Source organism: Pseudoalteromonas sp. XMcav2-N, from assembly GCF_024124545.1.
Lineage (GTDB): Bacteria > Pseudomonadota > Gammaproteobacteria > Enterobacterales > Alteromonadaceae > Pseudoalteromonas.
Map to the genome: position 1 here is coordinate 117,374 of NZ_JAMXSF010000002.1, position 13,186 is coordinate 130,559.

The following is a 13,186-nucleotide window of genomic DNA, read 5'->3' on the forward strand; positions in this document are numbered from 1 at the left end:
TACCAGCTTAGACCATAACACGCTCTTTAACCGAAGACTCTAATTTTACGCAACAAATCAAAGCGTTCAGCTCTGGCAAATAAGGGGGTTATCCAAAACTCAACTGCTTAAAAGCCTTGACCAGATGCGCTGATAGCACGTCAAGCCAACGCTGACTTACAATACCAGCATCACTTTTCAATTCTACTGTCAAACCGCCCTCTTGCTCACGCACAAAGCGGATCTGCAACCAGTGATAGAGTTGCCCAAAGGAAAAAACCTCTGCGTCGGTGAGCCAGTCGGTTGCACTCAAACCCAGCCTTGGCTGAGCAAATAATTGCTGCTCTGGCAGTTCAATATGATCGGCAAAAGCCACCGATATTCTTGGCGCCTGAGATTGAACAAGCACTTTAAAAGACGCGTCCTTGCTGAATAAACTCAGCCAGCCATAACTGTGCCCGCCAACCGGAAGTGCAAGTAAGTCCGTGCAGGTCGTTTCGAATTGCGCTTTAACAGACTCACAACTATGCAGCAACAAAGGAGCGCTTTGAGCAAACCAGCCCACGGCCTGTCCTGCTTCGACGGTTATGCCGCACTCTGGATCTTTTAAAGGTTGCCTGCCGTTGTTTTCAAGCGCCACCACCATAGACTTTTCTGCTGTGCACCTCAGGTAACTGTGAGCCAATGCCGCAAAAAGAATGCTCTGCAAAGACTGACCTTGCTGAGCAAGCCATGACGTCAGGGCCTCTACCTGCTCCGGTTCCGCCAGTACAGCCTGATTGCGGATAGATTGCAGCCTGTCCAACTGCCTGAGTTTACGTTCTGCTTTCTGACAAAAAGCGCCCCTGTCGCTGAGCGCCCGTCGCCAGTAAACGAGATCCCCGTCAAACCGGCCAGCCATTACTGCACGATGCCATTGCTGCTGCCAATGCAGCAACGCCCAGTCTCGCTGCCTGTCAAATTGTCGCGGCGCATGCAGCAGATTGTGAAGATCGTCGCTGAGCACCTGAAGACTAATATCGTCCACTAACAGGTGGCTTAGCCCCACAGCCACAATATGACCGTAGCGACTGCGATAGCTGGCAATGGTGACCAACTGTTCCTGTAATGAAGACTCCGAGAGGCAGGACTTAAATGCATCGCAGGCCTGTCGTTTAAAGTCATCAAAACTGGCTACGTCAAGCTCATCCGTCAGGTGTAAAGCCCCTTTACTGATAGATTGTGTCATCTCTTTCACATTAAAGCGCAACCTCAGTGTGGGGTATTTACGCAGTATAATCCGCGCAACCTGGTGCACTTTTTCGCTGCTGATCTGCTGTCGGGTAAACAATACAGAGCACACTTGCCAGCGGGCTATCTGCTCTACATGGATCATGGCCAGTTTATTCGGCAAAGCGTAATTGAGCAGCTCAGGTGAGAAAAGCAGCCTGCTGGTATGTTCATTGTTTCCCAACTGAGTCAGTGGCGTGTCATTCAGTAATTGAGACAAAGACAAGCTCCAGCCATGCTGTTTAGCACGTAGCTGCAGTGCCAACGCTTTGAGTGAGTCGCCTCCCTGTTCCTTATACCCTTTAGACATGGCGAGCCTGGCAAGTGGTATACTCAAACTGTGTGCAATAAGCTCGTAAACAGAGGCCATCCTGGAAGATTTTACAAACCGCTGCTGCGCGGTCCGCTGTAATGCCTGCTTATCAATTTTACCAATCGTCGTGGTTGGCAGCTGAGCGTAATAGTAGAACTGTGCAGGCAACATGTAGTCAGACAAAGAGTGGCTCAATGTCTTGCGTAGCTTAGGCGTGTGTGTGTCATGCAGCGCTCCGGCAACAAAGGCTATCAATTCACTACCAATAGCCAGCACCGCTGAACTCTGTACACCGGGATATTGATCCAATACCGCTTCGATACCTTCAAGCTCTATCCGGTGTCCCAGTAAGTTAACTTGATTGTCTTGGCGACCCAGATAAGTGATAAGCCCTTGTTCGTCCCGCTTGACCAAATCGCCACTTCGATAGAAGCGCTGCGTACAGCCTAACCGCTGCATCGTTATAAACTTATCGGCCGTTTTTTGTGGCTCAGCCAGGTACTCTAACGCCAGGCCTTCACCCCCAATCAGTAACTCCCCTTCTTTGGATGGCCGGTTCTGAGCATCAACGATCAGTAAGATACTGCCTGCCGACGGACGACCAATGGGCACTCTTTGCCGTTGCAGATCCTGCCGTGTAACACGATGCAAACATGATGTCACCGTGGCTTCGGACGGACCATATTCGTTATAAAGCGCGACTCGCCCGAACAAGTTTAGCCGCTCCCAGTGACGCACTATATTGTGGCTGAACTCCTCACCACCAAGAATCGCCGTGCTAAGCGTCATGTCCGAAAGCCAGCCTTGAGCACGCGGATCCGCCAGAAAGGTTGCCAGCAGGCTAGGTGGTACATCAATATGGGTGATTTTGTACGAGATACACACAGCCGCAAACTCTGCCGGGTCAAGGACTGTACGCTGTGTAAAGTATACACAGGCACCGGCTGAGAGAAACATCAGCAGCTGCTGCAAATAAGCATCGGTCGAACTGGATAAAATACACAACGCACGATTATCCGGTGTAAGCTGATACTGCTGCCGTGCGGCCTGGATCTGCTGAGCCAGGCTGTGCCGCGAAATGCTGATGCCTTTTGGTTGACCTGTGCTGCCGGAAGTGTACACATGATATGCAACACGCCGTTTTTCGTTATCGATATTGTCTGCAGAGGGTGTATGCACATAGTGCGCAGCAGGTGATTGATTGCAAGGCAAGGCAATTTTGCAGCCAGCAACACCCAATTGAGGGTCATTCTGGCTGTAAAGCACTACCCGCACCTGACTACGTGCCAGCATATGCTGCTTGCGAGCTTCCGGGAAACGGGTATCCAGGCATACAAAAGGGCATCCCATCAGCAACGCACTCAAAATACCTGCCGCACTTAGTCGCGGATCATCTCCACAGATGGCGACACACTCATTCGGCTGAACTTCAAATGCCTTGAGCTGAGCAAGGCAGCAGGCAACCCGTTCTCGCAACTCACCATAGGTCAATGTCCAGTCATCGCCAACTAAAGCCCGTGCTTGAGTCGGTTGTTCGAGGATCTGGGCGACCATATCAGCCACTGTGACAGGCTTCATGCCGACTCCTTTACAACGCTGAGTCCGGAAAATCCGTTGACACCCACTAACATATCACTCCAGTGCTGGAGTTCACGCCCTTCCATCCAGGGCTCATCATTGTCAAAAGTGTACTTGCGGGTAAATGCCAATCCGGGACGGCTGTGTTCAGAAAGCTCATCGTGAAAGGTTGCCACCAGCAGGCCTACTTTTGCGTTTGGACACACCTGCTCAAGCGTTGCTTTTAAAGCCAGTGTGTTAGCCAGGATTTCGTCGGGTGTTTCAAATTGCCAGTCGGCATGCTCTTCCATGGCTACGCTCAGGAAGAACAACACACTGTCGAGGCTGGTAAGCTCGGTAAAAAAGCGCTCGCAGATCCCATCAAATTTCTCGCGAAAAATCGGATATTCCCGAGCCAAATCGTGGTTTTCCAGCGCAAAATCGTGGGCCGATAAATATCCAGCCGAGGGGTCGGCATACTTGCGATATTCTTTGCAGTCGGGCTCGTAGGGCGTTAAGTTTTCCAGTAACAGCACTTCTTTGCAGCGCGTTTGCAATGCTCTGTCGAGATCAGCGACAGAGCGCCCGCCGATCCAGTCGAATGGGCCACGCCGACACCCCAAACCCAGTTGACGGGTCAGGTGCCTGGGTCGACAGTCCATGCCCAGACTGTGCACCCGACTATAATCACCGGCAATATAAGGGTTGCCTGCCTGGACTGATAAAGGGCGACTCATGCACAGGCTCCTTTACCTTGTAATTTGTTTAAACAAACGCGCCCTATTACCCGCCACCAGGTCGGTACTTCCAGTATCACACGCGCAAATGGGATAAGGCAGAGTTTGAGCTTATGGTGAGGGATAGTCCGAAACTCACTGCTCGCCTTGCTGTACAGCCAGAAGGTTTCGACAAACCCCAGCGCCGTCCAGGCCAGCACCAAAGCAACACCAACCACCGTGCTAAACAAAAATGCGCTCAGCAAAATCAAAGGCATCAAAAGAAAGATACTGACAGAGATCATGTCGATGCGATGACGCAAGCCCAGAATGGTTTTGTCTGCCATCTGGGCACGATAAAACTCTGCCTTATGCAGTGCCACCTCAACAAACCCCTGCGACCAGCGACGGCGTTGCTGTAGCAACGCACTAAAGGTTTGCGGGGGCTGCGTCAGTGCCTCTATTTCGGGCGCATAAAACACGGTATAACCCAGCTCCAGACCCAGCAAGCAGGTTTCTCTGTCTTCACCACTGCGCAGCCCGCTATGACGAGATAATAAATCAGCGATGATGGGTCGCTTATACAAGCACCCTGCTCCCGGCATGATAGGCACACTGCCTTCATTTTTGCTGAACTGATAGCTGGCTCGTTCCAGGGCATATTCTAACATCTGAAACTGCACCGCAGGTGTTTTGCCCGCTGTGGGGCGCATGCTGAAATAACATCCCATAGATACCGGATCTGCTGCCAGTTTGCGATGTACTTCAGGCAGATTATCCAAGCCCTGAAGCTCTGTATCAAAGTCGGTGAAGATGATGTACTTATGCGGCAAAGCTTTGATCAGGGTGTAAAGTGCCCCAATTTTTTGGCCATTTGGCGTCACCCGGCTAAGACTAAGATGGGTCAGCTGCTCGGTACTGGCCGAAAAAGGTTGGTCGGTAGAACCATCATCAATCAGGATGATATCGAGTTCAGGGTAGCGCGCTGCCAGCGCATCAAAATATGCAAGTCGCTCGGCAAAGTGCGTTTTATCGCCTGCTTCATTGTAAAAGGGCACCAGCACCGCCGTCGTTTCGGTATGCACCCGCTGTTCAAGCCAGGTTAACTGATAGTCTTTCATAACACTCCTTAGTGCGATTTAACCAATGACAGTGTCTGTGCCGGATAGGGATGAAGCTGGCCGTCCCGCATCAAATAATGACAGTCGCAACAATCAAAGTAAGCCTCATCATGCGTGATCACAAACAGTGTTTTACCCATGGCTTTGAGCGTCGGTAGCCATTGCCGGTAAAATACCTGTCTGCTTTGCGGGTCGATGTTGGCTGCAAATTCGTCCAGCATCAGAATCGGCCGCTCTTCCATCAAAGCCTGCACCATGGCCAGGCGCTTCAACTGACCCGTAGACAAACGAGTATTGGTGAAGCGGCCCGCCCGAAACTGGACTTTGTCACTCAGTTCCAGCCTTTCCAGCCACTGATTAATCATTTCTTCGGCCATAGGCTGACCATAGCGATTTGCAAATACCACGCTGTCGGCCGAAATACCCGCAAAGAGCTGTCGATAAGTGAGTAACTGCCCCTTGTCCAGCGCAGCGTTGTCGAGCCAGACTTGTCCGCTCTTTGGCGTATACAGGCCACTCAGCAGACGCATAAAAGTGGTTTTTCCCGAGCCATTTCCACCGGAAATAAACACAATGTCACCTCGATTCACCGTCAGATTGATCGGCCCCACAGCGAACCCTTGCTGATATTCAAAGGTTAGCTTTTGCAGTATCAGCTGATGTGAAAACGAAGCCTGATTAAACGCCGCATTGTCTTCGCTCGCGTCACAGGCCAGTTGTTTAATTTCAGCCAGCTTGTCTTGCGAGACCTGAAGCTGACTCAGTACCCGAAACAACTCCATACTGCTGTGGAATGGGCTCACGATAAACAAAGTGATGATCACAAAACTAATGCTTTGTTGAGGCGATAAAGCAAGCCATAAAGGTGCTATAAACACCGCCGCAGCGGCGAGCAGGTATAATGCGGCCATCAGCATCAGTTGATTGTGCGCAAAACGGCACTCGGCCAAGATTTTGTTATGCTGAACCTCGGTCGCATCGCGACTCAGGTATTCTTGGTAAAGGCTGTCATTGCGTGTGGCATTTTGTTTGACCTCCCGTATCCCCATCAGCAAATCGTGCAGATGTGTAAAAAAACTATCTTCGGCTTCGCGTGCGCGTTCATACCCCTGATGGATACCTGCAAAGCGCAGACAATAAACAATGACCGCCACGGCCATCAACCCCAGCGCCAGAAGTGCCCCCACAGGCGCAATCACAAACATATAAACCAGTGCTGCTACCACAGTAAACAAGTGACCCACACTCAGTGCAATAAACTGATTCAGCTGGCTGAGCGTATTGGCATCGTAAGCAATCGCCGACAAAATCCGCTCCTGGCCAAATTGTTCAACCATTTGCAACCGGGCATGACGCACTGCGTCCAGAATATCCAGCCGAACCTTTTTGATGGTGGTTTCAGTTAGCCGGATCACGCTGCGCTGAAAAGTGAGCTGAACCACAACAAAAGCGCAAAAAGCCACAACAAACCACAGTGCACCTTGCATCAGGTTGGCTGAATTCGTGCTATCCAGTTGCAGTGCCATGGTAAATGTATGCAGTATAAAAATGGTGGTACAGGCACTCAGGCTGCTTAACAGCACCAGTTTGAGTGACAGTACCTGCCATAAGGCTTTGCACTTGTCTATCATGCCTGGCCTCCCAGACTGCGGGCATAAAGCCGCTCAGAAAGTTGCCAAAGCAAACCACCGAGCACCAAAGAGCAGTAATATCTGACGTAGCCGTGGGTACGAAACTTGCGCTCGTTATGGACAAAATGGCCGCCTTTTAGCCACACATACTGTCCCCCCTGACGCTGGCAGCGCACACCCAGATCGGTGTCCTCACCACGCAATAATTGCGTATTAAAGCCATCCACAGCCCTGAATAAGCCTGCTGCGACAAAACAATTACCACCCATGCTTTGATGTCGACGATTAAAACGGTTAATGTCGGCCGCAATAAAACGACCTAACCAGTGACCACTGTCACTTTGTAGCGGCGCGGTTCCGTATACTGAATTGCCGGTGCCCAGGGCAAGCTGCCCCACCAGTTCAGGCACGTTTTCACTGCATACCGTATCGGCATCAAGAAATAAAAACATCTCGCCTTTTGCCTGCTCTGCTCCGTAATTACGGGCCGCCGCAGCACTGCCCGCGGTAATGGAAAAAACCAGCTCCGTATATCTGCGAGCGATCTCTGCTGTTGCGTCAGAGCAACGATCACAAACCACTATCAGTTCTGCGTTTTCGGGCAATTGAGCGACCAGCGCAGGTAAACTGATTGCGAGCGCCTCTGCTTCATTGTGGGCCGGCAAGATCACTGACAACATAGGCACCTCTAGAGCAAAAAGTTATGCGCGTCGGGGCAGGCATTAAGCACTTTAAGGCTCTGCTGACGCATTGTTTTAGCTGCTCGTTGATAAGGTTCGGAAGCAATTAACTCCTCAATGGGCGTGTCGAGCACATTGCCAAAGATCAGATCCGGGAACTGTTTGGTCATCACCAGCTTGCCGCCAATGTCGACGTCCAGCTTAACGCCCATTTTGAGGTAGTGAGGTCGTGCTGGCATCTTGCCGCGATAGTACTGGCGAATTTCGTCAGCATCGTAGTCTGGTCCGAATAACACCGGGATCTGCGCGGGATAAGCACGTAATGTGTCTATGGTCTCGATTACCTTCTCAATGTAATCCGCACGAAAATCCCCCATATCGAACCCGGTATAGGAATTTGGTACGGTGTCGTAGTCCTCACAAAAACGGTGATATTCACTGCGTGCCATCATGTCCACCACCCACAGGTGGTTGTAGATCATCCAGTCAACACCCGCCTGCTCGCATTCATTCAGTAACTCAGTCGCTCTGTCCAGGTTCTTGGCCATCATGGTGTTTTCCACCCCAATCAGCCATTGTTTGCCTTCTTTTTTGCCTTCTGCCAGCAGCTTAATGCCCGCCATTGTTTTGTTATAAGTGCCTTTTCCCCGGATCGAGTCATGAATATCCTTTGGACCGTCGATAGAGATCAAAAAAGCCAACTGGTCGTGATACTTACTGAGTACCTCAAAGTGGCGTTTAATCATCAGGCCGTTGGTGCAGATGTAGATAAAACACCCAGCTTCGGCCAGGCGGCTAAGAAACTTTGGAAAGTCGGGGTGTAAGGTAGGCTCCCCCCCGGTTAATATAATGTCGCAGCGTTGACGCTCAACAAAATCAAACAGGTGCCCACTCTGATCATAGGGAATAGCAGTGGGATCCAGACCATGGTGGAAACCGGTTTCACGCCATTGAAAACATTGTTCACAGCGCAGGTTGCAGCTACTGGTCATTTTAATTACCAGCTTACAGATATTATCTGCTTCAATTTTTCCGCTCGCGGCATAGCGTCTCAGGGCATTAGCCACGCGTTCGGTACTGGCCTGATGATGAGCGGTAAAGCCCGGGTTTCTGGCCATAAAGTTCTGATGTGCTTGCGGTAATTCGCTGACCGCTAGTTGCGTGGCTTTTTTAGTCCACATAATCGACTCCTACAATCTTATCTGCTACTTGCGAGTAAATAATGACAAATCTGTTGTGATGCATTGGCATTAACCAAAGAGGCTGCTCGCATAGCCGTCTGCCTGCGCAGCTCGGCAGATGTCTGCAAGCGGCTGAGCAACTCACTCAGCTCCTGCTCGCACTGAGCATTCAACGCAGCGCCCTGTGCGACAAACACCGCGCGGTTGTGTTGCTCTTGCCCGGGTAAAGCGCCGTGAATGATCAAACAGGTATTAGCCAGCGCCGCCTCTGTCAGCGTCAGACCACCTGCTTTTGTGATGATGATGTCGGCTTGCGCATAAAACAGTTGCATGTCAGGCACAAACCCTGTCAGCTCTAATCGCTGCTGTGTAATGTCATTGCCAAAACGTGTTTTCAGCTGCTCATACAGCGCCACATTCTGACCACAAATAACGGTCACTTTTCCAAACTGCGCTTGTGTCAGTAGCAGCGCAACGGTAGAGGCAGAAATACCCAACCCCCAGCCGCCGCCACACAGCAAAACACTGAGTCGCGCACCACATGTCTGGACTGCGGTTTTAGGTGAAATAGTTACATCCTGCGTGCCCTTGGTGGGGATACCCAGGGGTAAAATGCGGGTCCCTCTGGCGCGATGCCAGTCCAGTACCGGATGGTCATACTGATGAGAAATAAACAGGCGTGTTAAAGGGGTACGCCAGCCATTAGAAATTTGATAGTCGCCTAACACGCCACTGATCTCAACCTCGTGTCCTGCCAGTCTGGCAAAGTAGCGGGCAAAAAAAGCACCGTAATAACTGCATGCCACCACTTTATTGTGACGACGAAGCACCGCTTTGGCTTCGCTCAATTTATTGTTTCCCTTGAACGCCAGCCATATAGGTAACAACTGATAGAGAAATGGGTAGAACCAGCGACTGGCATACAACTTACTGTGATGTTGCTTGCCCGACATACACCACTCATAGTATTGGCCAAAGAGTATGTCGGATAGCCACTGTGGTAACAGCTCTGATACTGACATCAGCTCGACCAGTTCACCTTGCTGACGAAAGCTGTTCGCCAGCGCCAGTGCCAGTGCTCGCGAACCGGCTCCAGATTCAACATACAGAAGCAGCATGCTACTGCACTCGCTCAAGTGGACGAGTGGTGTTTAACCACAGTGCCCTGACCTCGGCCAGCTCCAGTTTCATCACCACCATATCCTGCTTCGGCCCGTAGAAACTCTCAAAACGCCCGAGCGACGTGAACTGTAAAGAATGATAGATATTGAGAATATTTGACTGCTCAGTGTCGGCGAAGACCTCGATGTACAACTCTTCGTAGTTGGTCTCTTCCAGTAGTACCTTAAGCGTATCAAGCAGCATCGCCATTTTTACCAAAGGTGACACATTCTGGTCGGCAACAAACCAGCCACCCCATACAATGCTTTTTGGGTCCCACAACCGATAGTGATAGCCGGACATACCCACCAATTGCTCGCCCTGTTTAAAGCACCAGTAATGGCGACCATTGTCTATGCCCGCAGCCAGGCAGCGGCGGTGGAAGTCAATGGTACGTATGGTGTCTTCATTGAGTCCGTCGACCATAGCGTGCTCAATGAATTCTAGTTGTTCATCACCAAATGACACCGCTGTCTTTTCAAGCCCTTGATGATTCATAAAGCGCTCGGTACGGCGCATTTTTTGTACTAAAAGTTCTGCTCTGCGATCTTTAAATTGCTGTTCCATATCCGGCCACCCATTGTGTTGCTCTGCGTTGGTGGCCTGCAAGTTATTATAATTATTGGATAAAATCGCTTATGAAAAAGTGATGAATGGTTACGAGAGCACAATGAACACTAAGCAATGGTTATTCTAACTGATGATAAAACAGCCCATTTTAATACTATTAACATGGACTTTTTTGCTTAACATTGAGCGGTAAATCCCTTCTTGTGGCTGAACAGGAAAAGCGTGTTGTTCTGTATGACATGATCCGGCATTTTACGCTAAAAAATGACCTGTTAAGCTGACTGAGCGACACAACCCAATACCTTCTTGTGGCTCAGAAAAACATCCAGTCACTGTAACTCCGTCATGCCGGCCTTGAACCAATATCTATTTGCAGACGACTACTTTGCCAGACAATACACCCACTCCCCAGCGTCATGCCGGCCTTGCGCCGGTATCTACTTGCAGACGACTACTTTGCCAGACAATACACCCACTCCCCGGCGCCATGCCGACCTTGAGCCGACATCAATTTGCAGACGACTACTTTGCCAGACAATACACCCACTCCCCAGCGTCATGCCGACCTTGAGCCGACATCTATTTGCAGACGACTACTTTGCCAGACAATACACCCACTCCCCAGCGTCATGCCGACCTTGAGCCGACATCTATTTGCAGACGACTACTTTGCCAGACAATACACCCGCGTCATGCCGACCTTGCGCCGATATCTATTTAAAGGCGACAGCTATGCCAGACAATGTACCAAACACCATTCAAAGCAAGATCGTCCCTAAAATTATCCCAAAAAGCCTTGCACTCATTAAGTAGCTGAGTTAGGTTACGGTGGTACACGGCGTGTACATATAATTTTAATAAACAAGGAAATGATGATGAAATTAAAATTAAATAAAAAGAAAATGAAGGCTTTATCAGCAGATAACACTAATCTACCTGCCAACATGACACCTAACGTAGCAGGTGCCGGTGCCCTAACTCCAGTATGTGACCCTACAAACCCGAGCGGTTACGGGCGTACTCACTGCATTGAGTTCTCTTGCCACCAGGGTAAAGAGTTTACATGTGGCCCAACACTGTAGTGACTGTTTTCAATTCTGATACTTGAAAATACATAGAGCACCTCAACGAGGTGCTTTTTGATCTAGTCTCAGTTCAATTCTGACTTGCTATTAGCAAACTTCGCAGCGCAATATCATTGGCCGTCTTCTTTAACCAACAGGCTGGCTCACCGCTTAGGACATACCACTTTCTCTGCCTTCAGGTGATACATCTCAATGTCAGGATGACTAAAAAAGCCTACTTCCCAGGGATTTTTAGAGATAAACAACTCTCTCACTTCATTAAACAAAGTACTGTTGGTGGCTATTTGATGCACCCGCCCGGTAATAATGGAATAGTTCCACTCGACATAGTTTTCAAAGGTAAAACTGGCACGGTTGTCGATGGCAAAGTAACACTGATTGTCGCGTTTCATCAGGCTGGATTTAAAAGTTTGTGGCAAAGTGATAAAAAAGACATCGTCATCAGTACTGGATAAAAACGCCATCACGGTAGTGTGTGGTTGCGACTGTGCTTTGGTGATAAGCACGCCAACTTTGTTGTCATGCTCTTCTTCGTCCATCACAGGCGTTGCGGTTAAAGGTGTACAGGGCAAGGGGTTTTGCACGCGCGGATCTTCCGGGAATTCATACCCCGGCGCCCGATATTCCAGCGCTACTGAAATCCCATAATAAACCTGGTACTCAAGCGGTGCTAAGGTGACCTCAGTATTATTCAACGCCGTAACTCGCCCCTTATAAGACAAACGATAGACACTCAGCTCAGCATCATATTCACTCACGCCGGTGCGGTTATCCAGATGCACAGTGACCAAATCTCCCACACTCAACTGATGGCTTTCTCGCAGCTCGAGCGACAACTGGTTACCTTCATCTATCTGAGCAAAACAGATAAAGACATCAATACCACCAAGGTGCGTTTGATATGCCGTAGCGACGGCAATGACGGGTGATGGAATAAATTGCTGTAAAGACGACATAACACTCCCGGAAACAGAATTCACTGGCATATTTCGAACACTATAACTCTAGCATATACATCCACTCAGGCACGAAATCAGTCGCACCACATTCATTCTTTTAAACAGAATGAAAGCACCGATAATGACGCATTTTATTCTACTTAACTAAGTGTTACAGTCATGGTATTCCACTTTCAGAGATAGCACTTATGCCATCAATACGACGCGCTTCCGAGCGAGGCCAGGTTAATCTGGGCTGGTTGCATAGCCAACATACATTTTCTTTTGGCCATTATTACGACCCAAAGCATATGGGGTTTTCCATGTTACGCGTTATCAATGACGATACGGTCGCACCAGGTATGGGGTTTGATACGCATGCCCACCGTGACATGGAAATTATCTCTTATGTGTTACAAGGTGCACTGGAGCACAAAGACAGTCGGGGGAATCACCACATCATTCCGGCAGGTGACGTCCAGCTGATGAGCGCAGGCACCGGGATCGCGCACTCTGAATACAATCATTCTGCCACGGAGCAGACCCGTTTCTTACAGATCTGGATCCGCCCTGATGTAAAAGGGCTCAGTCCCAGTTATGCGCAGGCCAATATAGAACAAGACGGGCCACTTACCCCGCTTGTAACCCCTAATGGCCAGCACGGTTCACTGGTCATTCATCAGGATGCCAGCCTGCATCGTCTCATGCTGCCACAAGGCGATACCTACACACTGAACACGCATAATCGCTGGGGTTATCTGCATATAGTCGAGGGTACCGCCCACTCAGGTGAAATACGCCTGGAACCGGGCGATGCCATTGGTCTGACAGCGCAGGAATCTGTCACGGTGGAGGCAACAGCACCACTTGAGGCACTATGGTTTGAGCTACCACCAGGCTGAATGTCAATACAATAGAATACGTGTCCGCGGCTCAACAGTCTCAACAATCAATACCGGTACCCAAACGAAAAAAGCCATGCGCT

Annotated in this window: 10 protein-coding genes; 1 reads left to right on the top strand and 9 read right to left on the bottom strand. The window is 49.9% G+C overall.

Annotated elements, in window-relative coordinates; genetic code table 11:
- Positions 1-88: 88 nt before the first annotated feature.
- The 9 genes from NH568_RS03410 to NH568_RS03450 form a co-directional block, all read right to left on the bottom strand.
- Complete coding sequence (locus NH568_RS03410) at positions 89-3,139, bottom strand: non-ribosomal peptide synthetase (protein WP_253044586.1); 3,051 nt, start codon at positions 3,137-3,139, stop codon at positions 89-91.
- A complete protein-coding gene (locus NH568_RS03415; protein WP_253044587.1) occupies positions 3,136-3,855 on the bottom strand; it encodes a DUF1796 family putative cysteine peptidase in 720 nt (239 codons plus the stop codon). Before NH568_RS03415 ends, NH568_RS03410 begins: the two co-directional genes overlap by 4 nt.
- A complete protein-coding gene (locus tag NH568_RS03420) occupies positions 3,852-4,955 on the bottom strand; it encodes a glycosyltransferase family 2 protein (protein ID WP_253044588.1) in 1,104 nt (367 codons plus the stop codon). The genes NH568_RS03415 and NH568_RS03420 overlap by 4 nt, the downstream gene beginning before the upstream one ends.
- A gap of 8 nt (positions 4,956-4,963) precedes the next feature.
- Complete coding sequence (locus NH568_RS03425; RefSeq protein WP_253044589.1) at positions 4,964-6,586, bottom strand: ATP-binding cassette domain-containing protein; 1,623 nt, start codon at positions 6,584-6,586, stop codon at positions 4,964-4,966.
- Positions 6,583-7,266: a glycosyltransferase gene (locus NH568_RS03430; RefSeq protein WP_253044590.1), complete on the bottom strand. Its 684-nt coding sequence runs from the start codon at positions 7,264-7,266 to the stop codon at positions 6,583-6,585. Before NH568_RS03430 ends, NH568_RS03425 begins: the two co-directional genes overlap by 4 nt.
- A gap of 8 nt (positions 7,267-7,274) precedes the next feature.
- On the bottom strand, positions 7,275-8,447 hold the full coding sequence (locus NH568_RS03435; protein WP_253044591.1) for a radical SAM protein: 1,173 nt from the start codon (positions 8,445-8,447) through the stop codon (positions 7,275-7,277).
- A 17-nt stretch (positions 8,448-8,464) separates the two neighbouring features.
- Complete coding sequence (locus tag NH568_RS03440) at positions 8,465-9,565, bottom strand: glycosyltransferase (protein ID WP_253044592.1); 1,101 nt, start codon at positions 9,563-9,565, stop codon at positions 8,465-8,467.
- A 1-nt stretch (position 9,566) separates the two neighbouring features.
- Positions 9,567-10,175: a hypothetical protein gene (locus tag NH568_RS03445; RefSeq protein WP_253044593.1), complete on the bottom strand. Its 609-nt coding sequence runs from the start codon at positions 10,173-10,175 to the stop codon at positions 9,567-9,569.
- Positions 10,176-11,406: 1,231 nt separating this feature from the next.
- Positions 11,407-12,219 (bottom strand): hypothetical protein, encoded by an 813-nt coding sequence (locus tag NH568_RS03450; RefSeq protein WP_253044594.1) that lies wholly within the window; start codon positions 12,217-12,219, stop codon positions 11,407-11,409.
- 191 nt (positions 12,220-12,410) lie between these two features.
- On the opposite strand from NH568_RS03450, the gene NH568_RS03455 reads away from it, so the two are divergent.
- Positions 12,411-13,103, top strand: a complete 693-nt coding sequence (locus NH568_RS03455; protein WP_253044595.1) for a pirin family protein — start codon at positions 12,411-12,413, stop codon at positions 13,101-13,103.
- Positions 13,104-13,186: the final 83 nt, after the last annotated feature.

Coding starts and splice junctions, on each gene's coding strand:
- NH568_RS03445 (WP_253044593.1), bottom strand. CDS start 10,175: ATGGAACAGCAATTTAAAGATCGCAGAGCAGAACTTTTAGTACAAAAA.
- NH568_RS03435 (WP_253044591.1), bottom strand. CDS start 8,447: ATGTGGACTAAAAAAGCCACGCAACTAGCGGTCAGCGAATTACCGCAA.
- NH568_RS03455 (WP_253044595.1), top strand. CDS start 12,411: ATGCCATCAATACGACGCGCTTCCGAGCGAGGCCAGGTTAATCTGGGC.
- NH568_RS03430 (WP_253044590.1), bottom strand. CDS start 7,266: ATGTTGTCAGTGATCTTGCCGGCCCACAATGAAGCAGAGGCGCTCGCA.
- NH568_RS03415 (WP_253044587.1), bottom strand. CDS start 3,855: ATGAGTCGCCCTTTATCAGTCCAGGCAGGCAACCCTTATATTGCCGGT.
- NH568_RS03425 (WP_253044589.1), bottom strand. CDS start 6,586: ATGATAGACAAGTGCAAAGCCTTATGGCAGGTACTGTCACTCAAACTG.
- NH568_RS03450 (WP_253044594.1), bottom strand. CDS start 12,219: ATGTCGTCTTTACAGCAATTTATTCCATCACCCGTCATTGCCGTCGCT.
- NH568_RS03420 (WP_253044588.1), bottom strand. CDS start 4,955: ATGAAAGACTATCAGTTAACCTGGCTTGAACAGCGGGTGCATACCGAA.
- NH568_RS03440 (WP_253044592.1), bottom strand. CDS start 9,565: ATGCTGCTTCTGTATGTTGAATCTGGAGCCGGTTCGCGAGCACTGGCA.
- NH568_RS03410 (WP_253044586.1), bottom strand. CDS start 3,139: ATGAAGCCTGTCACAGTGGCTGATATGGTCGCCCAGATCCTCGAACAA.